The sequence below is a fragment of the Streptomyces sp. NPDC051315 genome (genome assembly GCF_044455165.1).
Lineage (GTDB): Bacteria > Actinomycetota > Actinomycetes > Streptomycetales > Streptomycetaceae > Streptomyces.
Window position 1 is genome coordinate 236,421 of the sequence record NZ_JBITEN010000005.1, and the last position, 23,562, is coordinate 259,982.

A 23,562-nucleotide genomic window follows, 5' to 3' on the forward strand; every position below is an offset into this window, starting at 1 on the left:
CGTACGCCGCCTACGTCCGAGCACCGAGCCACGAGGGGACGGCGCGGTGCGAGGGCGCCGCCCGGACCGGGCGCCCCGTCAGGCCAGCTGCCGGCGCACCAGCTCGTGCAGCCGGCCGCCCGTGTCGGCGAGGAGCCGGGCGGGCGGGCCCTGCTCGGCGACCTTTCCGTTCTCCATGACCACGACCCGGTCGGCGTCCATCACGGTCGACAGCCGGTGGGCGATGACGATGCGGGTGGCGTTGAGCTTGCGGGTGCTCTCGATGACCGTGCGCTGCGTCGCGTTGTCGAGGGCGCTGGTCGCCTCGTCGAAGAAGAGGATGCGCGGCCGGCGGATCAGCGCCTGGGCGATCATCAGCCGCTGGCGCTGGCCGCCCGAGACGGACCCGCTCCCGGAGACGATCGTGTGCAGCCCCATCGGCATCCGCTTGATGTCCTCCGCGAGCCCCGCCAGCTCGGCCGCCGCCATCGCCTCCTCCGGCGTGTACGACCCGGTGCCGCAGATGACGTCCAGGAGGGAGCCGGTGAACGGCTGGGCGTGCTGCAGGACGACCCCGCACTGGCGGCGCACCGCCGACTGGTCGAGGGCCGCCAGGTCCTGGCCGTCGTACAGCACGCTCCCGGAGACCGGCTTGTCGAAGCCGATGAGCAGCCTGAGCAGCGTGGACTTGCCGCAGCCGCTCGGGCCGACGATCGCCACGAACTCGCCCGGGCGCACCTCGAAGGAGACGTCGTCCAGGACGAGCGGCCCGTCGTCGGAGTAGCGGAACGACAGCCGGCGGGCCTCGACCGCGCCGGACAGCGGGCCCGGCCGGGTGCTCGCCGCCCGCACCTCGGGGGTCGCCTCCAGCACCGGGCGGATCTCCTCGAACAGCGGCAGCGCCGCCACCGCCGACACGAACGCGCCGGTCAGCGAGGTCACCGAGGTGAGGAGCATGGTCATCGAGGTGTTGAAGGTCAGGAAGTCCGCCGCCGACAGCGCCCCGCGCGCCGGACCGGCCAGCAACATGAACATCAGCAGGGAGCACAGCGGCAGGTACACCGCCCCGAGCACCGCGTTGAGGTTCTTGATCCGGCCGAGCCGCTGCTGCAGCTCCCGGCTGCGGGCGAACCGGGCGGCCCAGGCCGCGTACGCGTAGTTCTCCGCGGCCGCGATCCGCAGCTTCGGCAGGCCCCGCAGGGTCTGGAACGCCTGGTTGTTCAGCTTGTTGGAGAGCGTCACCAGCCGCCGTTGCCAGCGCACCTGCCACAGTCCCAGCCCGAGGAACACCGCGGCGATGACGACCAGCATCCCGACCGCCGCCATCGCCATCGGGACGCTGTACCACAACAGCAGCCCCAGGTTCATGGCGCCGATCGTCACCGACTGCGCGACCGACGGGCCGATGCCCGCCAGCAGGCGGCGGATCGCGCTGATGCCCATGGCGGCGCTGGCCAGTTCACCGGTCGAGCGCTCGGCGAAGAACTTCGTCGGCAGCCTGAGCAGCCGGTCCCACACGGCCGGCTGGAGCGTCGCCTCGATCCGGCCCTCCAGCCGCAGGATGGTCAGGTTCTGCAGCAGCAGGAACGCCGCCGCGACCACGCTGCTGACCATCACCGCCAGACAGACCTGCACGATCAGGTCCTGCTGGGCCCGGGGCACGTACTCGCCGAGCACCTTGCCGGTGGCGATCGGCACCAGCGCCCCGATCGCCACCGTGACCAGCCCGCTGAGCAGCAGATGCGTCAGGTCCCCGGCGGTGCCGCGCATGCTGAACCGCAGCAGCCCGAGCGGGCTCAGCCCGCGCTCGGGCAACGGGCGGTAGAACATCACCGCCCGCGGCTCGAACTCCTCCGCGTTGGCCTTCTCGACCGGTGTCTCCCGCCCGGTCGCGGGATGGACGGCGACATAGCCGCCGCGCCGCCACAGCAGCGCGACCGGCGCCCCGGACAGCGCCCGGTGGCCGACCAGCGGGCCGACGTCGTCCCGCCACCAGCGGCCGTCCAGGCGTACCGCGCGGGTGCGCACCCGGGAGGCGAGGGCCACCTGCTCGACCGGGTCGAGGCGGTCGTTGCCGGCGCCCATCCGCGTGGGCTCGACGAGGGTGATTCCGGCGGCCTCCGCGACCAGCTTGCAGGCGGCGAAGGTGGCGTCCGCGTCGGCGGCCGTGGTGCGCTGTCCGCCCTTCTTGCCGATCGACGCCAGCAGGGTCCGGTCGGCCTGGGCGCGGACCGCCTCACCGGCCTTGATCCCGGCGGCCGTGCGGGTCTCGTGGGTGCGCTCCAGCTGCTCGATCCAGCGGTCCAGCGTGGTCAGCAGGCGGTACTGCTGGTCGACCATGGACTGCCACACCGCGGGGTCCATCAGCAGGTCGGCGGCCGCCTCCGCGCCGTACAGCGAGCCGTACTGGACGCTGCCGGGCGGCACCTGCATCCAGAACACGTCGTCGTCCGTGACGCCCGCGGCGGCCTCGCCGGCCATCGGTGCCTGGAAGAGGACCGACAGACCGCGGCCGACGCCGAGCGCGAGGGCGTACTCCAGCGGGCTCGTCGTGGGCGGCACGTACTGGGGGTTGCCGTACTCGTCGTAGGACCAGGTCTGGGTGCTCGCGGGCTGGTACAGCTCGCGCAGGTTGACGCGGTGGACCAAGCAGTCCCGCACCGGGCGTGCCACCAGGGTGTGCTGCGGTCCGGCGACCGGGCCGAGGAGCAGGGAGCCCGCTTCGAGGCGGCCCAGGTGGTGCCAGTGGCCCTGCTGTTCGGCGTCCACCGCGAACAGGTCCAGCGCTCCGGCCGCGACCAGCCAGAGCACCTGGGGACCTTCGAGGTCGAGGCGGCTGAAGCCCGCGCAGTCGATGCGCGTGCCCGTCTGCCCCAGCGCGCCCAGGACGAGATCGCCTTCCTGCATGGCCGTCACCGCTCCCTGACCAGTGCCGCGTACGCGCCGCCGCGCGCGACGAGGTCCTCGTGCCGCCCGCGTTCCACGACCGTGCCGTGCTGCAGGACGACGATCTCGTCGCTGTCGCGCACCGTGCTGAGCCGGTGGGCGATCACCACGCACGCACAGCCGCGCCGGCGCAGGTTGTCCATGACCACCAGCTCGGTCTCCGCGTCCAGCGCGCTGGTGACCTCGTCGAGGACGAGGATGCTGGGCCGGCGCACCAGCGCGCGGGCGATCTCCAGGCGCTGGCGCTGCCCGCCGGAGAAGTTGCGGCCGTCCTGCTCGACCCGGCTGTGGATGCCGCCGGGCCGTCGCATGACGACGTCGTACAGCGCCGCGTCCCGCAGGGCGTCCACCACGGCGTCGTCCGGGATCGACGGGTCCCACAGCGCCACGTTGTCGCGGACCGTGCCCTCGAAGAGGAACACCTCCTGGTCGACGAAGGAGACGGAGGCCGCGAGCGCCCCGCGCGGGATGTCCTCCAGGCGCTGCCCGTCGATGCGGATCACGCCCTCCCACGGCGTGTACAGGCCCGAGATCAGCCGGGAGACCGTCGACTTGCCGCTGCCCGAGCCGCCGACCAGCGCCACCTGCTGCCCCGGTCCGACGGTCAGGTCGAAGCCGGTCAGCAGCGGCTTGTCCAGCGGGCTGTAGCCGAAGGTGATGTTCTGGAGTTCGACGTGGCCGCGCAGCCGGCGCGTGGAGTCGGCGCCCGTGCGGCGGTCGTAGAGCGGGTCGGCGCGGAAGTTCTCCACGTCCTTCAGCCGGGCCACGTCCGCCGCGAAGTCCTGGATGCGGCCCGCGACGCCGTTGAGCCGGGTCAGGGGAGCGGTGAAACGGGTGACCAGCGCCTGGAAGGCGACCAGCAGACCCACCGAGATGTGGCCCTCGATCGCGCGCATCCCGCCGATCCACAGGATCAGCGCGCTGTTCAGCGTGGCGAGCGTCGGCGCCACCACGCCCAGCCAGGCGCTCGGCACCCCCAGCCGCTGCTGCTCCTCCAGCGTGGTGGCGTGCTGCCCGGCCCACTTGCGGAAGTAGCCGTCCTCCCCGCCGGTCGCCTTCATCGTCTCGATCAGCTGCAGACCGGTGTACGCCGTGTTGGTCAGCCGCGCGTTGTCCGCGCGCAGCTTCGCCGTACGGGTGGCGCGCAGCCGGATGACGATCCGCATGGCGACGACGTTCAGCAGGGCGACGCCGACGCCGACGAAGGTCAGCTGCGGGTCGTAGGTGTAAAGGAGGAACGCGTACAGGACGACGACCACCGCGTCCACGCCCGCCGAGGCGAGGTCGCGGGCCAGGGTCTCGGCGACGGCGTCGTTCGACTGCAGGCGCTGCACCAGGTCGGCCGGGCTGCGCTGGGAGAAGAAGGTCACCGGCAGCCGCAGCAGATGGCGCAGGAAGCGGGCGCTGGAGAGGGTCGAGGAGATGATGCGGCCGTGGTGGAGGTTGGCCTGCTGGAGCCAGGTCAGCGCGACCGTGAGCAGCACGCAGGCGCCCATGGACGCGAACAGCACGTCCAGCAGCGAGGTCTGACCGCCGATCAGGAACATGTCGATGTAGGTCCGGCTCAGTGCCGGGACCGCCGCGCCCACCAGGACCAGCAGCAGGCTCGCCAGGACGGCGGCCGGCAGGGTGCCCGCGGTGCCGCGCAGCCGGGCGGGCATCGCGCCCAGCACGCCCGGGCGGCGCCCGCCCCGCTCGAAGCCCTCGCCCGGCTCCAGCACGAGCACGACGCCGGTGAAGCTGCCGTCGAAGTCCTCCATCGGTACGAAGCGCCGGCCCTTGCCGGGGTCGTTGACGAAGACGCCCCGGCGGCCGAAGCGGCGGCCCAGCCCTTCGTAGACGACGTAGTGGTTGAACTCCCAGAAGAGGATGGCGGGAGCCTTCACCTCGGCGAGGGCGGCCAGGTCCATCTGCATGCCCTTGGCGGTCAGGCCGTAACTGCGCGCCGCCTTCAGCAGGTTGCTCGCCCGCGAGCCGTCCCGGGAGACACCGCACGCGATCCGCAGTTCCTCCAGCGGGACGTGCCGGCCGTGGTGCCCGAGGACCATGGCGAGGGAGGCGGCTCCGCACTCCACGGCCTCCATCTGCAGGACCGTCGGCGTACGGACGGTTTTCGCCCGGGCCCTGGGGACCGTGCGCCGGGGTGGCGCGGCACGGCGTCTGCCACGGGTTTGCTGAGCGGTGGTCACGGCAGCAGCCAATCGACGGGACGCTGGTCGGCCAGCCGGATCGAGCCGGTGGCCATGGTCATGGAGGTGAGGGCGTACGGCGGTCCGTCCGCGGAGGACCACCGGTAGCCGCTCTTCGTCGACGGGGAGGTGTCGAGGCGGACGAGGACGGCCACCGGGCGGCCCTTCTCCGTGAACTGCTGGCCCAGCTGGCTGTCGCCGAGGAACGCGGAGATCTGCTGTGCCGACTGGGCCGTGCGGTCCACCGACTTCACATGGCCGCGCAGGACGCCGTACCGCTGGGACGGCACGGTCTGCACGGTCAGGTCGACGGCCGCGTTCCGCGGGATGGAGGCGGCGTTCTCGGCCGGGACGTACACCGTCGCGTACAGCGGGTCGTCGGCGTGGGCGACCTTCTCCACGGCGGCGACGTTCGCGCCGGTGGAGATGATCTGCCCGATGGTGGCGGCGAGCGCGGTGATCCGGCCCGCGGCGACCGTGCGCACCACGGTGTCACCGTCGGCTGTACGCACCTTCAGTACGGGGGAGCCTGCGGGCAGCCGCTCGCCCTCCTCGGCGAGGACCGCGGTGACCTGTCCCGCGGCCGGGCTCTGCAGGATGTAGCTGCCCTCGCCGTGGGTGAGGACGGCCGGAGCGCTCACCGTGGAGGCGACCGAGCCGTTCACCGCCCACACGGATGCGGCCGCGAGGGCGACCACGGTCACGGAGAGCACCAGCCAGCCCTGGGGACGGGCGAAGCGCACCGGCAGGTCGAGTTCCTCCGGCGACTGGAGCTTGGCGAGGGCCTGTTGGCGGAACTGCAAGGGACTTCCCTCACCGGTCGGAACACGTGTCGGGGGGGGGTCGGAGCGTGCGTCCGAGGCGTTCACGGCATCCGAGAGTCCCGGAGCCAGGTGCCGGCTCCGGGACTCAAGGGGGTCACAAAGGCGCGATCAGAGACCGGCGACCAGGTTGGTGACCGGGGCGGTGTTCAGGCCGGTGACACCCTCGACGGTGCCGACGGCCGTGTCGACCAGGCCGGAAACCGGGGCGATGCCGTCCACCAGGCCGGTGACGGTGCCGATGGCGTGCACGGACAGGCCGCCGGAGACGTTGTCGAGGTCGGCGTCGGCGATCTCGACGGTCTCAACCTGGGGGGTGGAGTTCATGGTGGAACTTCCCTTCATATGGATAACTCATAAGGGGGGAGCGGCCCCCTCTGGGGACAGATGACGGCCGCGACCGCGGGTGCCGGGCACCGTTTCCGGGAACCCTCGTGGCCCCTGCGGTGCGATGGATCAAAGCAGGTCCGGCGCCGACGCAGCCAATCAACCACCTGTCCCACCTGGGAAGTTGCGTCACAGGAGCGTCGAACCGTGCAGGAGTGACCACGTCTTGCCGGCCACTTCTTCACACCTCGGGCGGGATCCGCTCGGTGAGCGGCCCGAGCCGTCGTGGCGAAATGCGACACTCCCGCCCCAATGACGTGGCGGGGGGCGCGCGGTTGTGCAGAAGCCCTGATCGCCGTGACCCGCTTGGGCAATCGATGTGCAGATTTCCTGAAGCAGTGATTCCGCTCTCTGGTCGGAACGGTCCGTCGCCGACTTGTTACCGTCGGTAATTCGGGTGAGGGTGGGCGCGTGCGGTTCGGCCTCGGCGGTGGTTTCAGCCCAGGATCGCGTAGACCGTGCTCGCCCGAGCCGCGAGTTCGCCCGACCGCTCGGCCGTCATCGTGATGTCCGCGAACGCCATCCGGCGGCCCAGCTTCGTCAGCACCGCTTCGATCAGGACATCCGAACCGGTCACCGCCCGCTGGAACGAGGTGGACTGCTGCACCGTCGTCATCGGCACGAAGGCCCCCCGGGCGGCCGACACGGCGATCACGGTGGCGGTGTCCGCGGCCGCCATCAGAGCCTGCCCCGACAGCCCCCCGCCCTCCCGCGCCAGCTCCTGCGACCAGGGGAGACGGAGCGACGCGCGGTCGTCGCCGAGGCTTTCGACGGACAGGCCCAGCGCGAGCACCCAGGGTGCGAAGTTGTCGGAAAGGATCTTGTCGGCCTCGGTGATCGTCATCGTCATATGGGCGATTGTTCCCCCCGCCGCGAGCTCGGACGCGGGTCATGGCCGATTCCGTGGTGTGCAAAGGAAGTTGGCAAACGCGATTGAACGCACCACGCGCCCCCTGCGTACCCATGGCCAACCAGGCGCCGCTGTACGGAGCTGCCGACCCCCGGCAGCCAGACCCCGTCCCCCAGGAGGTCGAGTTTTTTGAGTCACAAGCGAGTTACGAAGCGTAAGGCCATTATCGCGGTCGGCGGTGTGGCGGCGCTCGGAGCGGCGGCCATCCTGCTTCCCCAGGCCAACGCCTCCCAGGACGGCGGCTCCAACGACGCCGCCTCGGTGAAGACCCTCAAGGCGGGCGACGCCTCGGACCTCGCCTCGCAGCTCCAGGAACTGCTCGGTGACGCCTTCGCCGGCTCGTACTACGACTCCGGCCAGCAGCAGCTGGTGGTCAACGTCATCGATGTCTCCGGTGACAAGAACAACGTCATCGTCCAGGCCAAGAAGGCCGGCGCCAAGATCCGCGAGGTCGAGAACAGCACGGCCGAACTCGACGCGGCGGCGCAGACGCTCAAGGCCGAGGCGACCATCCCGGGCACCTCGTGGGCGGTCGACCCGCGGACGAACAAGATCCTCGTCACCGCCGACTCCACGGTCACCGGCAGCAAGTGGGACCAGCTGGAGTCCACCGTCCAGAGCCTCGGCGCGGACACGGCGACCATCAAGAAGTCGGCCGGCACCTTCAAGACCTTCGCCTCCGGCGGCGACGCCATCTTCGGCGGCGGAGCGCGCTGCTCCCTCGGCTTCAACGTCACCGCGGGCGACGGTGCCCCGGCCTTCCTGACGGCGGGTCACTGCGGGGTCGCGGCCGAGGCGTGGTCGGACGCGGAGGACGGCGAGCCCATCGCCACCGTGGACCAGGCGACCTTCCCCGGCGAGGGCGACTTCGCGCTCGTGAAGTACGACGACCCCGCCACCGTCGCTCCGAGCGAGGTCGACCTGGGCGACCAGACTGTCCAGATCACCGAGGCCGCCGAGGCGACGGTCGGCACCGAGGTGTTCCGGATGGGCAGCACCACAGGGCTCGCCAACGGCCAGGTCCTCGGTCTCGACGCCACCGTCAACTACCCCGAGGGCACCGTCACCGGCCTCATCCAGACCGACGTGTGCGCCGAACCCGGCGACAGCGGTGGCTCGCTGTTCACCCAGGACGGCCTCGCGATAGGCCTGACCTCGGGCGGCAGCGGTGACTGCACCGTCGGCGGCGAGACCTTCTTCCAGCCGGTGACCACCGCCCTGGAGGCGGTCGGCGCGACCCTCGGCGACGCCGGGGCCGGCGCCGGTGGCGAGGCCGGGGCTGGTGAGGAGGCCGGCGACGCCGGGGCCGGCGCCGGTGAGGAGGCCGGCGGCGAGGACGCCGGGGCAGGCGCCGGTGAGGAGGCCGGCGGCCAGGAGGCCGGCCAGGAGGCCGGCGGCCAGGAGGCCGGGCAGGAGGCCGGTGGTGAGGAAGCCGGGGCCGGCGCCGAAGACCAGTCCGGGCTGACCGAGACCCACTGACCCCGGCCGCCCCCGCAGACCCACCGACTCGGCCTCACCCAGCGGTTCCGGCCGGTCGGTGGAACGGTCCGGCCCTCCGGCGGGAGGGCCGGACCGCCGCGTTTCCGGGGCCGTCCCTTCGCCGCCCGCCCGTCCCCGTCCATTCCGCCTTCCGCCGAGCGGCTTCCGCGGACCGGCATCCGCCAAGGCCTCCGCCGAGCGGCTTTTGACGAGGGGCTTCTGTGAAGGGGCTCGCGCCGAGCGGCTCCCGTCGTCCGGCTTCCGTCGCCCCCCGTCAGTCGTCCCCCCGCGCCCGCAGCAACAGCAGCGCCACGTCGTCGATCCGCTCCTCCGCGGCCGTGTAGTGCCCCACGAGTGCGTCGGCCAGCTCCTCCAGCGGCCGGTCGCCGGCCTCGCAGAGCCGTTGCCCCAGCTCGACGACCGCGTCCTCGATGTCCACGCCCGGGGACTCGATCAGCCCGTCCGTGTAGAGGGCGAGAACACAGCCGGGGGAGAGGTCGACCTCCGTGGTCGCGTACGTCGCCTCGCCGTCGATGCCCAGCAGCGGGCCGCCCGCGAGGTCGAGGACGCGCACCTGTCCGTCCGGCCGGCGCAGCAGCGGCGGCGGATGCCCGGCCCGCGCCATGACCGCCCGTCCCCGGGCCGGGTCCAGCCGCAGGTAGAGGCAGCTGGCGAACAGCTCGGTCCCCAGGTCGATCAGCAGCCGGTTGGTGCTGCGCATGACCTCCGCCGGCTCCTGGCCCACCGTCGTGTACGCGCGCACCGCGGTCCGGATCTGCCCCATCAGCCCGGCCGCCGTCACGTTGTGGCCCTGCACGTCCCCGATCACCGCCGCCGGCAGCGGCTGCGAGGGCACCAGGTCGTAGAAGTCGCCGCCGATCTCCATCCCCCGGGTGGCGGGCAGATAGCGGGCGGTCGCCTCGATCCCGGGCATCAGCGGCAGCGAGGGCGGCAGCAGGGCCGCCTGGAGTCCGTGGGCGAGCTGGTGCTTGGCGTCGTAGAGCAGCGCCCGGTCCATGGCCTGCGCGATCAGCCCGGCCAGACTGGTCAGCACCGCCCGCTCGTGCGTGGAGAAGGCGCGCGGCTCGGCGTAGGCCAGCACACAGACGCCCACCGGGCGGCCGGAGGCGATCAGCGGCAGATACGCCCAGGCCTCGAAGCCGTCGGGAGTGGCGTGCCGCCGGTCCGGATAGAGGCGCTCGAGCTGCTGCCGCGAGTCGAAGAACGCCGGCACCCCGTGCGCGACGGCGTGCGTGCCGGGTGTCGAGGCCGTCAGCGGCATCCCGTCGAACTGCTCCACCACACCGGGATCCGCATAGCCATGGTGTCCCAGCACATACAGCCGTCCCGCTCGGGCACCGAGCAGCGCCAGGGCCCGGCTGCCCACGGCCGGGGCGATCTCGTCCGCCACCAGGCGCACCACGTCCTGCACGCTCACCGTCTCCGTGAGCGCCCCGGCCATGCTCAGCGCCTGGGACATCGACACGAGCCGGGTCGGCGCGTCCCCCGGCCCGCGCCCCGCCGGATGCGTCCGCGACACCCCGCGCGCCCGGCTGACCCGCACACTGAGCCCGTTGACGGACGGATACAGCCGGAACGACAGCCAGTCGGAGGGCGGGCGCAGCGCCACGAACGACGTGGCGACCTGGCTCAGGAGCGCGGCCCGGTACCGCTCCTCGTACGCGGGGTCGTTGAGCCAGGGCACCGACGCCCACAGCTGGGTGCCCAGCAGGTCGCTCACCGGAACGCCCAGCAGCTCGGCCGCGGAGGCGTTGGCGAAGGTCACCCGTCCGTACAGGTCCAGCGAACACAGGCCGTACGGCAGCCGGGCCACCATCCGCGCCGCCTCCACCGTGCCGAGGGTGTCGGCGCCGGCCCCGATCGGTCCGGTGGCCGGCGGGTCGGTCTCGGCGCGCACCGGACGGTGCTCCGCCGCGGCCCGCTCCAGCCGCCGCGCGAGCCGCTCACAACCCGACTCCAGCTGCTCGCGCTCCCCGTCGGACAGCTCCGGCGGATGGGAGCCGGGCCAGGTCACGAAGACCGCGCCGTACACCCGCGACTCGGTCGCCACCGGCAGCGCCGCCAGCGCGAAGGGGTACGGCAGGACGACGGCGATCCGCGGGAACCGGCGGGCCATGTCCTCCTCGCCGCCCACCCACACCAGCCGTCGCTCGCGCGCCGCCTCGGCGACCGGGACCTGAGCGCTGAGACCCACCCGCTCCCAGGGTGCCACGAACGACCGGGGCAGCCCCGCCGTCACCGCCATGTCCAGCACCGGCTGGTCACCCAGCCGCAGGTAGACCGCGCCGGAGTGCGCCCCGACGGCGTCCATCATCGCCGTCAGCGAGAGCGACAGCAGCGGATGGCCCACCGGGGTCCCGACGGCCGTCGACGGTCGGCCGGACCTCTGTCCGTCGGACACGGCGACCACCTCCTCGCCCGGCCGCGCGGTCCCAGGAACCAAATCTGCCCCCTCACGGCCCGCGGCGCACGGCGAGCGGCGAGCGGCGAGCGGCGAGCGGCGAGCGGCGAGCGGCGAGCGGCGAGCGGCGAGCGGCGAGCGGCGAGCGGCGAGCGGCGGCGTGTACCCCGTCGACGACAGGCCATGCCCCCTGACTCGATGCGCGCGACGGGGTACAGGCGCCGCACGTGCGCCCCCGCGCATCCCGATGGCCGGTTCTTCGCGCTCAGAAACGGTCCCGGGACCCAACAATGGGCACGCTCCCACCGCCGCGAAACCGGCGGGACAGTTGATTCGAAGGGACGGGCAGTGATCCGGGTACTTCTGGTGCACGACGGGTGTCTGGTGCGATCGGTCCTCGCGCAGTGGCTGTCCGGACAGCCCGACCTGCGGGTGGACGACACACCGTGGCGCAGCGCGCCGGGCCGCGTCCGGTCGCTGCGACCCGACGTGTGCGCGGCCGACCTGGACTGCGCGGACTCGTACGGCATCCCGCCGCTGGGCGATCTGCGCGGCGCCGGACAGACGGCCCCGCGCCTTCTCGTCCTTGCCGCTGCGAACAGGCCTGGCCTGCTGAAACGGGCCCTGGAGGTGGGGGCGCTCGGCTACGTCGACAAGGCCGGGGCGCCGGAGCAGCTGCTGCACGGCATCCGGAGGGTCGCCTTGGGGGAACGTTTCGTCAGCGAGTCGCTGGGCTTCGGCTTCCTCAAGGCCGCCGAAATGCCGCTGACGAGACGGGAACTGAGCGTGTTATCCCTCGCGGCCGAGGGCGCCTCGGTCGCGGAGATCGCCGGAAGCCTGCACCTGTCCCACGGGACGGTGCGCAACTACATGGCGGCCATCACCCGCAAGACCGGGGCCCGCAACCGGATCGACGCCATCCGTATCTCACAGGGGCAGGGCTGGCTGTGAGGAGGGTTCCCAGCGGCCGACCAGCTCGCGGTAGAGCGGGGACCGCCGCAGCACCTCCGCGTGCGTCCCGTACGCCGTGCGCGGGCCGTCCATGACCAGCACATGGCCGGCGCGCCGGGCCGAGCTGATCCGGTGGGCCACGACCACCAGCGTGCCGCCCGGCCGCCCGGTGAAGGCCCGCTCGGCCCGCTCCTCCGCCGCCGGGTCCAGGTGACAGGTGGCCTCGTCCAGCAGGGCGAGCGGGGCGTGGGAGAGGTAGGCGCGGGTGAGCGCGATCAGCTGCCGCTCGCCGGCGGACAGCGCGGCCGGGTCCACGACGGCGTCCGGCCCGCCGAGTCCGTCGAGCAGCGGGGCGAGCCCCACGGCCTCGGCCGCGGCGAGCAGCTCGGCCTCCGGCACGGGGTCCGCCCGCAGGTACCCGAGGTTCTCGGCGAGCGTGCCGCCGAAGACGTACGCCTCCTGCGGGATGAGCACCCGCCACGCCGTTGCCCGCGGCACCGGCCGCCCCCACACCCGTACCTCCCCCCGCGACGGCTCCAGCACCCCGGCGACCAGCCCGGCGAGCGTGGACTTGCCGCTCCCGCTCGGCCCGACGACCGCCAGATGGCCCCCGACCGGAAGATCGAGGCTCAGCCCGTCGACGACGGGCACGGAAGCGGGGCCGTAGGCGAAGGTGACGGCGGCGAGGGAGAGGGCGCAGGGCGCGGGCTCTCCCGGGGGCGCGGGGACCGTGCGTCTCCCCGGGGCGGGCGGCTGGTGCCGTCCGCCGGTCTCCGTCGGCCGGGGCAGCCCGACCGGGTGCTGTCCCCCGGTGCCCGGCGGGAGGCCGGGCCGCTCGGGGGGCGGGCTCAGGCGCCGTAGGACCACTGTCAGCCGGGAGCCGCTCGTGCCGAGGCCGTGGATGAGGTTGTCCAGGGCCGGGAGGAGGGACTGGGTGACGTAGGCGAGGGAGCCGACCAGCGCGCCGGGGCTGGTGCCGTGGGCCAGGAGCCAGGGGCCGCCGGCGAGGAGCAGGACGACGGGCAGGTGCCCGCCGATCGCCAGGCACGCCACCCGGGCGACGCCCCAGCGGGCCAGCGAGCGGGCCGCCCGCAGCTCGGCGTCGGCCAGCTCGCCGAGGTCCCCGGCGATCCGTTCCTCCGCCCCCGCTGCGGTGACGTCCCGCAGCCCCGGGCAGACGGCGCCCAGACCGCTCGCGAGGGCCTCGTCGGCGGTCAGGAACGCCTCCTGACGTCGCGCCAGCGGGCGCAGGGTCGCCGCGAAGAGACCCACCCCGGCGGCGAGCGGCGGCAGGACGACCAGCAGCAGGGCCGGGGCGAGCGAGAACAGGCCGACCAGCGCGCCGGCGGACGTGAAGAGGAACGACCGGGAGACCATCACCAGGCCCGCGAAGGTGTCCCGGGCGATCTCCACCTGCTGGGTGAGGCCGGACAGCGCCCCGTCGTCCCCCTCCCTTACCCCTCGTTCCACCACCCGGGTGACGAGCCGGTCCCGCAGCGGCTCCACCAGCGCCGCGACCGCCCGGTACACCCGCCCGGTCCCGTACGCGCCGACCAGCACCCCGACCCCGGCCACCGCCAGCCAGCCGAGCCCGACCCCGGCCCGCCCGGACAGGAAACCGTCGTCCAGCGCCCGCGCCAGGGCGTACCCGAGCAGGAAGGTCTGCGCGGCCTCGAGGACGGACCAGCCCGCCAGCCGGATTAGGACGCGAGGACGGGCCCGCAGGAACCGGACCGCCCGGTACCGAAGCCGGTCCCCGCCAGTGGTCTCGCCGTTCGCGGCCTTCCGCGGCTCCGGGTCGCGTTCGCTTCCGGCCTGCTTCTCCGTACCGTCGTCGGGGCGAGGCCGGTCCCCGCCCCCGGCGTCACCGTTCCCGGCCTTCTGCGGCACCACCCGGTCGCGCTCGTTCCCGGCCTGCGCCCCCGTACGGTCCTCGGGGTGAGGCCGGTCCTGGTGGCAGGAGTCGGCGTACTCGCCCTCCCGCAGCACCCGGTCGCCCCCGCCCCGGGCCCTCATCCGCTCACCGCCTCGGACTCGGCGGGGGCGGGGTCCTCGGTCGCGCCGAAGACCGCTCGGTACTCCCGCTCCCGCCACAGTCGCGTGTGGGGGCCCACCGCCCGTACGCGTCCCGCGTCCAGCCACGCGACCCTGTCGGCGCGGGCCGCCGTGGTCGCTCGGTGGGCGACCACGAGACGGGTGCAGGTGGCGGCGGTGCCGAAGACGGCCTCGGTGACCTGGTGCTCGGTGACGGTGTCGAGGCTGGAGAGGGCGTCGTCGAGGACGAGGAGGCGGCCTCCGTGGGCGAAGGCCCGGGCGAGGCCGAGGCGCTGGGCCTCGCCGCCCGAGTGCGGGGCCTCGGCACACGGGGTGGCGTACCCGGCGGGCAGGCGGCGGACGAAGTCGTCCGCGCGGGCCGTGCGGGCGGCCTCCCGGACCCGGGCGGCGCCGGGGCGGGGCAGACCGAGGCCGATGGTGTCCTCGACGGTCGTGCCGAGGAGGACGGGGCGGTCGAAGGCGTGGGCGACCGCCGTGCGCAGCTCGGCCCGGGACAGGTCCGGCAGCGGCACGCCGTCGAGCAGGACCTCACCGGCGTCCGGGTCGGTGAGCCGGCCGGCCAGCGCGGCCAGCAGCGACTTGCCCGCGCCCGAGCGGCCCACGACGGCGAGCGTCGTCCCACCGGGCACGACGAGGTCGACGCCGTCGAGCACGGTGCGCCCACCGCGCCGGGCGGTCACCCCGCGCAGCTCCAGGCGTCCCGGTCCGTCCGGCGGGAGGCGGCGTGCGCCGTACCCCAAAGCAGGCTGGGCCATGACCTCGCCCAGGCGGCCGGCCGCCGTACGGGCACGGACCAGACCGGAGAGCCGGCCGACCAGCACGCCGACGCCGCCGGCGAGGACGGCGTAGCGGGACGCGGCGAGGACGTCACCGGGGGAGAGACGGTGCCGGGCGAGGAGGAGACCCGCCACGGCGACGACCCCGAGGTGCAGCAGCGGCGCCACGGCGACGGCCTGCGCCGCCGCCCGCCCCTGGACGTGCCACATGCGCCGGCCCGCCCGGCCCAGTTCGGGCAGCGGCCGCAGCACGCGGGCCGTGTCCCGGTCCGCCGTACCGGCCGCGCGGATGGTGCGGGCGCCGGCGACCGCCTCGGCGAGCGCGGCCGCGATCCGCCCCTGCACCCGCTGGTAGTCCGCCACGCTGGACGAGGTGTCACGGGCGAGGCGGCGCAGCAGCAGGACCAGGACGGGGGCGCCGGTGAGGAACACGGCCGCGAGCCACGGGTCGATCAGGACCAGCGCCACCAGCCCGCCGACGGGTCCGGCGAGCGCGGCCAGCAGCGCGGCGCGGGCGGCGGGCGCGGTGCCGGCCTGGGCGGCGTTGCCGACGAGGCGGGCGACGAGGTCGCCGGAGCCGAAACGGAGGGTGACGCGCGGGCCCACGGCCAGCACGTGGCCGGTCACCCGGCGGCGCAGGAAGGCGGTGCTGCGGGCGTCGACGGTGCCCCCGAGCACGGTCTCGCACGCGTCGAGCAGGGTCAGCAGCACCACGAGGCCCGCGCAGTACAGCACCCAGCGCGTCGCCGGCTCGTGGGCGAGCAGCAGGTCGAGGGCGCGGCCCAGGGCGGTGGGCAGCAGCAGCCCGGCGCCGGTCGCCGCCGCGGTCACCAGGCACAGGGCCACACAGCGCGACCCGCTGTGCCGGGCCGCCGCGCCGAGCAGCTCACGGGTGGTCCGCTCCACGGGGACGTCCTTCCTCGGCAGGACGGACCCCGGGCGGCCCCTCCCTCGCGGGGGGAGCCGCCCGGGGCGTCGATCAGGCGGTGCCCGTCAGAGACAGAGCAGGACGCTCGCCGCGCTGATGCAGGAGAGCAGGCTGACGGTGCTGTTGCCGCCGCCCCCGGTGAGCTCGTCGGATTCCATCGTCTGCAGGTCGAGCAGGGCCATCGTGATGTCCTTTCGTCCGTTCGGATGTCTCGTCCCGTGGGGACGGGGTTGGGTCACGACTCCGTCAGTCGCGGAGCCGCGTCATGTGGGCCGCCGGTGCGGCGGCGGGAGGAACGGCAGGTGGGCGTCGGCGCCCTCGTCGAGGGCCGCGGCGAGCGCGAGCAGACACCCCGCCGTTCCGGTGGCGAGGTCCATGGACAGCCGCATCATCTGGTGGCCGGGGAAGGCGAGCTGGCCCTGGTAGGGCATCGCGAACCAGCCCAGCCCCGCGATCTGCCGCTCCAGCCGGTCCCGGGTCGCGCCCGGCGCGGTGGTGCGGGCCAGGTGCAGGATCATGCCGGCGCGGCCCTGGAAGAGACCGGGCTGCGCGTAGAAGCGCGAGGTGGCGGCGGTGACGATCCCGGCCCGGGCCCGCTCGAACTCCTCCGGGGCGTGCGGGTCGTGGGCCAGGTACTCGTCGAGCACCGTCCCGACCCCGACGCTGCCGTCGCCGAGGTACGGCAGCCTCCGCCAGCCCTCGTCGACCTCCAGCGCGCCGCCCTCGCGCTCCACGCAGCACTCCAGGTCCCGGCGGAGCGCGCCCGCCGCGGCCTCCAGCAGCGCGCGCTCGCCCGTCGCCTCGTACTGCCGCAGCAGGAACAGCGCCGGTCCGCTCGCGCCCCGCAGCAGGCCGGCCCGTCGCTTGGGCGCGGCAGCGGCCGGTTCCCCGAGGCGCCGTACGAGGATGGCGGCGGCCTCGGCGGCCCGCTCGCGCAGCTCCGCCTCTCCGGTCGTGCGGGCGAGGTGCCCGAGGACCAGGCCGAGGCCGGCCAGGCCGCCGTTCAGGTCGGAGGAGAGGTTCTGCCAGCGTTCGCGCAGGATGCCGTCGACCAGGTCCAGGGCGCGTTGCCGGTGGCCGAGCAGCTCCAGGACGTGGGCGACTCCCGCGAGGCCGTCGTACAGCCCGAGCGGGGTGCCCGTCGGGGCGGGGGCCGTGTGGCTCAGGAGCCAGCGTTCGCCCTCGTCGTAGCGGTCACTGCCGGTGGCCGCGAGCGCGTACAGCACACCCGCCGCGCCGTGGGCGAGGCCGAGACCGCCGCCGTCGGAGAACTGGGCGACGTCCCCGGGGAAGAGCCGGTCGTCGCGTTCCGGGGTCGCCGAGGCGAGGATCGCCTTGACCATCGAGTCCCGGCTGTGCGGCCAGTCGCCGGGCTCCACCCGGGAGGCCGGGGCCGACGGGACCGTCCCCGACGGCGGGCCGCCCCCGTCCGGGACCGGCCCGCCGTCGGGGACGGCCCGGGTGATCTCCGCGACCGCCTCGTCCAGGAACTCCCGCGGCACGTCCGGGAACTGCTCCGCGATCACCTCGGCGAGATGGGCCGCCTTGCCCCGGTCGACCACGAACAACGTGGTGACCGGCAGGAACAGGGCGAGCCGCAGACAGGCCAGCGCGTACCGGTCGACGTCGGCGCCCCGGCGGTCCGGCGGGGCGAAGAAGCCGGGGTGCGCCACCACCTGGCGGCCGTTCTCCTCGGCCGGTGCGGCCGCCTCGAAGTCGATGAGGAACACCGACTCCTCGTCGGGCGCGACCATGATGTTGAAGACGTGCAGGTCGTTGAAGACGATCCCGCGCGCGTGCACCTTCTCCACCGCCCGCTCCACCGCCCGGTGGATACGCACCGCCCACGCCGTGTACGCGGCGACGGCCGCGGGATCGGGGTCGGGGGCGAGCAGCGGGTGCCGTTCGGCGAAGAACGAGTTGAGGGGCCGCCCCTCGACGAAGTCCATGACCAGGAAGCGGTGGTCGCCGAGCGTGAACCAGTCCCGGACCTCGGGCACCACCCCGGTGCCCGCCACCGCCTCCAGCGCGCGCTTCTCGCGCTCCAGCCGGGCGATCGCGTCCGCCCCGTCGGAGGCCAGCCCGGCGTGCGGGCGCCCCTCCTTGAGCACGACCCGGCGCCCGTCGCGCACGTCGGTGCCCGCGTACACCCCGCCGCCGTTGGAGAAGTGCAGCGCCTTCTCGATGCGGTACGGCAGGTCGCCCACGGTCGTGGTGTTGCGGGCCGCCAGCTGCGGCTCCAGGAACGCGGGGAGCGTCACCCAAGCGGGCACCTGGAAGGAGGGGGCCCGCCGGTCCGGCACCAGTCGCCCGTCACCGTCGCGCACCGCCGGCACGAGCGAGCCGCGCTCGTCGACGACGAACATCCGCGCGAACGCGCCGTAGCGGACGTACAGCGGACCGTCCTCCCAGCGCAGATCGGTGAGGATGTACGGCCCCTCGAAGCCCCGCAGCAGGGCGCCGAGCTGGCGCAGGACCGTGTGCAGCTGCTCCTCGTCGGCCGGGTAGACGGTGACGAACTTTCCGCTGGAGTCGCGGGCGGCGTACTTGGTGTTGCGCAGGTGCACCAGGTGCGGGCCCGGCACGAACTTGAACGGGATGCGGCGCGGGACGCAGTAGTCCCACACGATCGCCGCGATCTCCTCCGCGTTCGCCCGGGTGGCCGAAGCGTGGATCTTCCAGCCCTGGGCCGGCCCCGGCGCCGGCGTTCCGTCCGCGCCGAGCGGTGTCAGCGTCAGCCAGTCACCGATCCGTGCCGCCTCCCAGCCCTCGGGCACCGCCCGGCGCGCCACCGCGTACAGCGGCGCCGCCTCCCGGTCGCCCTTGAGCCGGTCGGGCGTCTCGTAGAAGTGCGCGTCCGCCAGCGCGTACACCTCGTACCGCTTGTCCATGCGTCCCCCTCCGTGGCCCGGCCACGAGACTTCCAGCGGGGCGCGGGGCACCGACAGTCACGCCTGTCACGAGATCGCCGTGCGGAACGCATGCGTAAAGACATGTTCGGGCCGTTTCGAGCCGGGCCCGCGACTTCCTTCCGGCCTCCGTCGAACAGGCACAGGGGCTGCGCGAACGTCTCATAAGCGCTGTAATACGGACGTGGTCAGTCAGGGTGCTGCGGAGCGCGGAACGAGAACGCTGCGGGCCGAAGCCGCCCTCGGAACGATCGCGACCGATCCCGCCTCGCCCGATCGGGTGAGGCGCGTCCTCGAACAGGCGCTGGTCTTCGCGGGCGCCACCCTCGCCGCCGTCTACACGCCCGGCGACGAGGGCTCCCTGCTGTGCCTCGTCGACTCGGCCGGCGTCCCGAGGACCCTCTACGGGCTGCGCGAGAGCTACCCCGCCGACGGGCACTCCCCGGCCGCCGACGCCCACCGCGGCGGGCGGCCCGTGTGGCTCGGGCCGGACGACCTCACCGACTCGGCCGACTCGCGGTGGGTGCCCGCCCAGGACCTCCACCTCGCGGCACTGCCCGTGCGCGCCGGCGCCGGCGGCTGCCTGCTCGCCGTCAGCGAGAGCCCCGGCGGCTTCACCGCCGACGACCGCGCGTGCCTGGAGCTCGTCGCCGGGGCCGTCGCCCTGCCCGTCCCCGCCGCCCCCGCCGAGGGCGAGGAACTGCCCTCCGACGCCTTCAGCCTCGTCGTGGACACCGGCCGCGTCGAGGTCGGCGACACGATCCTGGAGCTGTTCGGCCTGCGCAGGGACGGGTTCGACGGCCGGGTGGAGACCCTGCTCGGCCTCACCGTTCCGGAGGACCTGCCGTCGCTGATGTCCGTGGTCGAGGCCGACCACCTGACGTCCGGTGAGCGCGAGCTGGAGTTCCGCGTGCTGCGGCGGGAAGGCCCGCCCCGGTGGCTGCGGCTGCGCGGCCGCTTCCAGCCCGGCGGTGAGGGCCACCCGATGCGCCTCGTCGGTACCGTCGCCGACGCCTCCACCGTGCGCTCCGACGTCACCGACGTGGCCCGCGTCCAGCGCCTGGCCGCCGCGCTCGCCACCGCCGGCACCGTCCGCGACGTCAGCCAGGCCGTCGTCTCCTCCCTGCGCGCACCCCTGCGGGCCGACCGGATCGCCCTCGCCGAACTGGAGAACGACCGTCTCGTCGTCACCGTCCTCGACCCGCCGGATCCCGACGCGTGGCCCGAGCTGTGGCGGCTGGAGTGGCGCACCGAGTGGCCCGACGCCCCCGTGCGCGCCATGCCCACCCTCGCCGCCGCCCTGCGCGAGGGCCGCGCCCAGATCTGGCCCGCCGGGACCGCCCTGGAGCCCGCCCTCGCCGACGTCGGCCCGGGCGGCCTCGCCGTGCTGCCGCTGCCCGGCGCGGGCCGCATGGCCGGCGCCTGCCTCATCGGCTGGGACGCCCCGCACGACTTCGGTCCCGACGAACGCGCCCTGCTCACCGCCTCCGCCGGCCTGGTCGGGCAGGCCCTGATGCGCGCCCACGCCTTCGACGCCGAACACGAACTCGTGGGCATGCTCCAGCGCCAGTTGCTCCCCCGCCGGCTGCCGAAACTCCCCGGCGCGGTCGCCGTCGCCCGCTACCTGCCCGCCACCGCGGGCCTGGAGGTCGGCGGCGACTGGTACGACGTGATCCCGCTGCCCGACCACCACGTCGCCCTCGTCATCGGTGACGTCCAGGGCCACAGCACCGCCGCCGCCACCCTCATGGGCCAGATGCGCACCGCCCTGCGCGCCTACGCCGCCGAGGGCCATCCGCCGGACGTGGTCGTCGCCCACGCCAACCGGCTCCTGGTGGACATGGAGACCGACCTCTTCGCCACCTGCTGCTACGTCGAGCTCGACATGGAGGCCGGCACCGCCTGGTGCGTCCGGGCCGGTCACCCGCCGCCCGTCCTGCGTCACCCGGACGGCTCGACCGACATCGCCGAGTCCGACGGCGGCCCCCCGCTCGGCGTGCTCACCCAGGCCGACTTCCCGATGACCCCGCTGCGGCTGTTGCCCGGCACCGTCCTCGCCCTGACCACGGACGGCCTCGTGGAGTCCGCCGACTCGGACATCGACACGGGCCTGGAGCGGCTCGCCCACGGCCTGTCCGTCTCCGACCCCGGCCATCTGGGCCTGGTCGCCGACTTCCTCCTGGGCAGTGCCCACCGCGGCGACGACGTGGCCCTGCTCCTGCTGCGCTACGACGGGATGGCGGTACGGCCCCTGCGCGAGGGCTGGACGGTGTGGCGGGTGCCCGAGGCGGCCCGGCAGGCCCGCCGCTTCAGCCGGCGCACCCTGCGCGCCTGGGGCATTCCCGACGACGCGATGGACGCCGCCCTGCTCGTCGTCTCCGAACTCGTCACCAACGCCCTCGTGCACACCGACGGCCGGGTCCGCCTGGACCTCACCCTGATCAACCACCGGCTGCGCGTCGCCGTCACCGACGCCTCGCCCCGCACCCCCGTCAAACCCACCAGCCTCGGCTGGGAGGCCACCGGAGGCCGCGGCATCCTCCTCGTGGAGGCCGTGTCCGACACATGGGGAACGGTGCCGGTGAGCGGCGGCAAACAGGTCTGGAGCGAGCTGCCGCTGGCGGAGTGAGCCGTGGACACGCCGGGTGTCCGAGGGCGCGGACAGGGTACCCGGCGTCCATGGACACCATTGCCACTGCCTACCTGGCGGCCACCGGGTCCGCGCTGGCCTCCGTCGCCTTCGTCGTCCTCGGCGTCGCCCTCGTGGGTGGCCTGATCTGGGCCTTCCGCCTCGGCTTCCGGGTACGCAGGCGCGAACCCGCGCCGCCGCGACCCCAGGAACAGCCGCGGATGCCCGCGTCCGGCCCCTCCCGCGAGAGCCATCAGGTGCGCGAGCCCAACGAGATGCCGCAGTCGTCGGACGGCACCCGCCTCACCCCGCACGAGCTGCGGCCCACCGGCGGGCGGGACAGCGACGACCAGAGCCGCCCGCGCTGGGAGCCCGGATCCAGCGGCTCGTTCGGCAGCGGCGGCCCCGGTGTCCGCTGACCGTGACCGAGAAAGGTGATGACCCGCCGTGACCTCGCACACCGAGGAGCGACCCGCTCCCGCCCGTAAACCCGAGACGGGCTGGGCAAGGGCCCGCCGACTGAGCCGCGGGGACCCCGCGCTGCGCACCTGCATACCGGCCGTGGAGGCCCCCGGCGGCATCGCCGGGACGGGTCCCGGTCCGGAGGGGAACATCGTCAGGGGTGATGACTGAGGACTCAGGACCGGGTCCTGAGGACTGAGCACTGAGCTGTGGAGGCCCGGCGGTCTTCACGGCCTTGGCGGCCGATACCGGGCCGGATCCGACACGGCCCGGGCACGTCATAGGAGCGCAGGCGCACACGAGCGCACGAGCGGGGCCATCCGAGCGAGGAGCACGCGAGCGGAGAGGCGCACGAGCGCAGAGGCGGGGGGGGGGGGCCCCGGGCCCGGCGCCCCGGCCCCCCCCCCCCCCCCCCCGGGCGGCGGGGGGGGGGGCGGCCGGGGGGGGCGGCCCCCGCGGCCCCCCCCCCCCCCCCCCCCCCCCCCCCCCCCCCCGGCCGCGCCCCCCCCCCCCCCCCCCCCCCCCCCCCCCCCCCCCCCCCCCCCCCCAGACGGGGCGGGCCGGGGCGGGCCGCGTCGGGGTCCGCCGACCGTCAGGCCCTCCGGCACCCGCAGGTTCGTCCCCGGCGGGTGCGGCAAGGTACAGATCCACACATGAACCTCCTCGTCACCGGAGCCGCCGGCTTCGTCGGCTCCAGCTACGTCCGCGGTCTCCTCGCCGACGACTCCGCAGGAACAGCCGCCGTCACCGTCCTGGACAAGCTCACCTACGCCGGCACGCTCACCAACCTGCCGGTCGGCCACCCCCGCCTGGAGTTCGTGCACGGCGACATCTGCGACGCCGCCCTCGTCGACAAGCTGATGTCCGGCGCCGACCAGGTGGTGCACTTCGCCGCCGAATCCCACGTCGACCGCTCCATCGAGGGCGCGGGCGCGTTCGTCCGCACCAACGTCCTCGGCACCCAGACCCTGCTGGACGCGGCCCTGCGCCACGGCGTCGGCCCCTTCGTGCACGTCTCGACCGACGAGGTCTACGGCTCCCTCGAGACCGGCGCCTGGCCCGAGGACCACCCGCTGCGCCCCAGCTCGCCGTACTCCGCCTCGAAGGCGTCCTCCGACCTGATCGCGCTCTCCTACCACCGCACGCACGGCCTGGACGTCCGTGTCACCCGCTGCTCCAACAACTACGGCCCGCACCAGTTCCCCGAGAAGATCGTCCCGTTGTTCGTGACGAACCTCCTCGACGGCGAGACGGTCCCGCTCTACGGCGACGGCCGCAACGTCCGTGACTGGCTGCACGTCGAGGACCACTGCCTCGGTGTCGACCTGGTCCGTACGAAGGGCCGCCCCGGAGAGGTCTACAACCTCGGCGGCGGCACCGAACTGACCAACCGGGAGCTGACCGGCCTGCTCCTGGCGGCCTGCGACGCCGACTGGGACCGCGTCGAGTACGTCGAGGACCGCAAGGGCCACGACCTGCGCTACTGCGTCGACTGGACCAAGGCCCGCACCGAGCTCGGCTACCGGCCCCGCCACGACTTCGCGTCCGGCCTCGCCGAGACCGTCGCCTGGTACCGGGAGCACCGCGACTGGTGGGAGCCGCTGAAGCGGGGCGCGCGGCTGCGGTGAGGCGGCTGGTCACGCGGCGGGCGCGAGGCCCGGCCCGTACCACCGGTCCGCCCCGCGGAGCGATGCGGAGGACGCCGCCCGCCCGCGCCCC

At 74.3% G+C, this 23,562-nt stretch carries 15 protein-coding genes; 5 read left to right on the forward strand and 10 right to left on the reverse strand.

From position 1 onward, the window contains the following. Positions 1-78: 78 nt before the first annotated feature. The 5 genes from ACIBBD_RS12430 to ACIBBD_RS12450 all read right to left on the reverse strand — a co-directional run bounded on the left by ACIBBD_RS12430 (position 79) and on the right by ACIBBD_RS12450 (position 7,172). Positions 79-2,886 (reverse strand): NHLP bacteriocin export ABC transporter permease/ATPase subunit, encoded by a 2,808-nt coding sequence (locus tag ACIBBD_RS12430; protein ID WP_399419299.1) that lies wholly within the window; start codon positions 2,884-2,886, stop codon positions 79-81. A gap of 5 nt (positions 2,887-2,891) precedes the next feature. Then, positions 2,892-5,114 carry an NHLP family bacteriocin export ABC transporter peptidase/permease/ATPase subunit gene (locus tag ACIBBD_RS12435; RefSeq protein WP_399419300.1) on the reverse strand — a complete coding sequence of 741 codons (2,223 nt, stop codon included), beginning with the start codon at positions 5,112-5,114 and terminating at the stop codon, positions 2,892-2,894. Continuing rightward, positions 5,111-5,917, reverse strand: coding sequence for an HlyD family efflux transporter periplasmic adaptor subunit (locus ACIBBD_RS12440; RefSeq protein WP_399419301.1), 807 nt, complete (start codon positions 5,915-5,917; stop codon positions 5,111-5,113). Before ACIBBD_RS12440 ends, ACIBBD_RS12435 begins: the two co-directional genes overlap by 4 nt. 129 nt (positions 5,918-6,046) lie before the next feature. Beyond that, a complete protein-coding gene (locus ACIBBD_RS12445) occupies positions 6,047-6,262 on the reverse strand; it encodes a type A2 lantipeptide (RefSeq protein ID WP_399419302.1) in 216 nt (71 codons plus the stop codon). A gap of 496 nt (positions 6,263-6,758) precedes the next feature. After that, complete coding sequence (locus tag ACIBBD_RS12450) at positions 6,759-7,172, reverse strand: PaaI family thioesterase (RefSeq protein WP_399419303.1); 414 nt, start codon at positions 7,170-7,172, stop codon at positions 6,759-6,761. A 189-nt stretch (positions 7,173-7,361) separates the two neighbouring features. Between ACIBBD_RS12450 and ACIBBD_RS12455 the strand changes: the two genes are divergently transcribed. Then, the gene (locus tag ACIBBD_RS12455) at positions 7,362-8,711 is read left to right on the forward strand and encodes a S1 family peptidase (protein ID WP_399419304.1); all 1,350 of its coding nucleotides are present in this window, start codon (positions 7,362-7,364) and stop codon (positions 8,709-8,711) included. A 274-nt stretch (positions 8,712-8,985) separates the two neighbouring features. Here ACIBBD_RS12455 and ACIBBD_RS12460 read toward each other — a convergent pair whose 3' ends face one another. Beyond that, a complete protein-coding gene (locus ACIBBD_RS12460; protein ID WP_399419486.1) occupies positions 8,986-11,142 on the reverse strand; it encodes a SpoIIE family protein phosphatase in 2,157 nt (718 codons plus the stop codon). Positions 11,143-11,481: 339 nt separating this feature from the next. Here ACIBBD_RS12460 and ACIBBD_RS12465 point away from each other — a divergent pair, with 339 nt between their 5' ends. Beyond that, positions 11,482-12,084: a LuxR C-terminal-related transcriptional regulator gene (locus ACIBBD_RS12465; protein ID WP_399419305.1), complete on the forward strand. Its 603-nt coding sequence runs from the start codon at positions 11,482-11,484 to the stop codon at positions 12,082-12,084. Here the strand turns inward: ACIBBD_RS12465 and ACIBBD_RS12470 are convergent. The 4 genes from ACIBBD_RS12470 to lanKC form a co-directional block, all read right to left on the reverse strand. After that, complete coding sequence (locus ACIBBD_RS12470) at positions 12,061-14,100, reverse strand: ATP-binding cassette domain-containing protein (RefSeq protein ID WP_399419306.1); 2,040 nt, start codon at positions 14,098-14,100, stop codon at positions 12,061-12,063. The two genes, ACIBBD_RS12465 and ACIBBD_RS12470, sit on opposite strands and share 24 nt — an antisense overlap. After that, a complete protein-coding gene (locus ACIBBD_RS12475; protein WP_399419307.1) occupies positions 14,097-15,821 on the reverse strand; it encodes an ABC transporter ATP-binding protein in 1,725 nt (574 codons plus the stop codon). The genes ACIBBD_RS12470 and ACIBBD_RS12475 overlap by 4 nt, the downstream gene beginning before the upstream one ends. Positions 15,822-15,908: 87 nt before the next feature. Beyond that, positions 15,909-16,025 (reverse strand): SapB/AmfS family lanthipeptide, encoded by a 117-nt coding sequence (locus tag ACIBBD_RS12480; protein WP_391999619.1) that lies wholly within the window; start codon positions 16,023-16,025, stop codon positions 15,909-15,911. 81 nt (positions 16,026-16,106) lie between these two features. Further along, the gene (gene lanKC, locus ACIBBD_RS12485; protein WP_399419308.1) at positions 16,107-18,734 is read right to left on the reverse strand and encodes a class III lanthionine synthetase LanKC; all 2,628 of its coding nucleotides are present in this window, start codon (positions 18,732-18,734) and stop codon (positions 16,107-16,109) included. 202 nt (positions 18,735-18,936) lie between these two features. Here lanKC and ACIBBD_RS12490 point away from each other — a divergent pair, with 202 nt between their 5' ends. From ACIBBD_RS12490 to rfbB, 3 genes are all read left to right on the forward strand, one after another. Further along, positions 18,937-21,381 carry a SpoIIE family protein phosphatase gene (locus tag ACIBBD_RS12490; protein WP_399419309.1) on the forward strand — a complete coding sequence of 815 codons (2,445 nt, stop codon included), beginning with the start codon at positions 18,937-18,939 and terminating at the stop codon, positions 21,379-21,381. A 50-nt stretch (positions 21,382-21,431) separates the two neighbouring features. After that, the gene (locus ACIBBD_RS12495; protein WP_399419310.1) at positions 21,432-21,800 is read left to right on the forward strand and encodes a DUF6479 family protein; all 369 of its coding nucleotides are present in this window, start codon (positions 21,432-21,434) and stop codon (positions 21,798-21,800) included. A gap of 696 nt (positions 21,801-22,496) precedes the next feature. Next, complete coding sequence (gene rfbB, locus ACIBBD_RS12500) at positions 22,497-23,471, forward strand: dTDP-glucose 4,6-dehydratase (protein WP_399419311.1); 975 nt, start codon at positions 22,497-22,499, stop codon at positions 23,469-23,471. Positions 23,472-23,562: the final 91 nt, after the last annotated feature.

Bases quoted from the DNA above. Each gene is read 5' to 3' on its own strand.
- ACIBBD_RS12430 (WP_399419299.1), bottom strand. From the start codon at position 2,886: ATGCAGGAAGGCGATCTCGTCCTGGGCGCGCTGGGGCAGACGGGCACG.
- ACIBBD_RS12445 (WP_399419302.1), bottom strand. From the start codon at position 6,262: ATGAACTCCACCCCCCAGGTTGAGACCGTCGAGATCGCCGACGCCGAC.
- ACIBBD_RS12450 (WP_399419303.1), bottom strand. From the start codon at position 7,172: ATGACGATGACGATCACCGAGGCCGACAAGATCCTTTCCGACAACTTC.
- ACIBBD_RS12470 (WP_399419306.1), bottom strand. From the start codon at position 14,100: ATGAGGGCCCGGGGCGGGGGCGACCGGGTGCTGCGGGAGGGCGAGTAC.
- ACIBBD_RS12480 (WP_391999619.1), bottom strand. From the start codon at position 16,025: ATGGCCCTGCTCGACCTGCAGACGATGGAATCCGACGAGCTCACCGGG.
- lanKC (WP_399419308.1), bottom strand. From the start codon at position 18,734: ATGGACAAGCGGTACGAGGTGTACGCGCTGGCGGACGCGCACTTCTAC.
- ACIBBD_RS12495 (WP_399419310.1), top strand. From the start codon at position 21,432: ATGGACACCATTGCCACTGCCTACCTGGCGGCCACCGGGTCCGCGCTG.
- rfbB (WP_399419311.1), top strand. From the start codon at position 22,497: ATGAACCTCCTCGTCACCGGAGCCGCCGGCTTCGTCGGCTCCAGCTAC.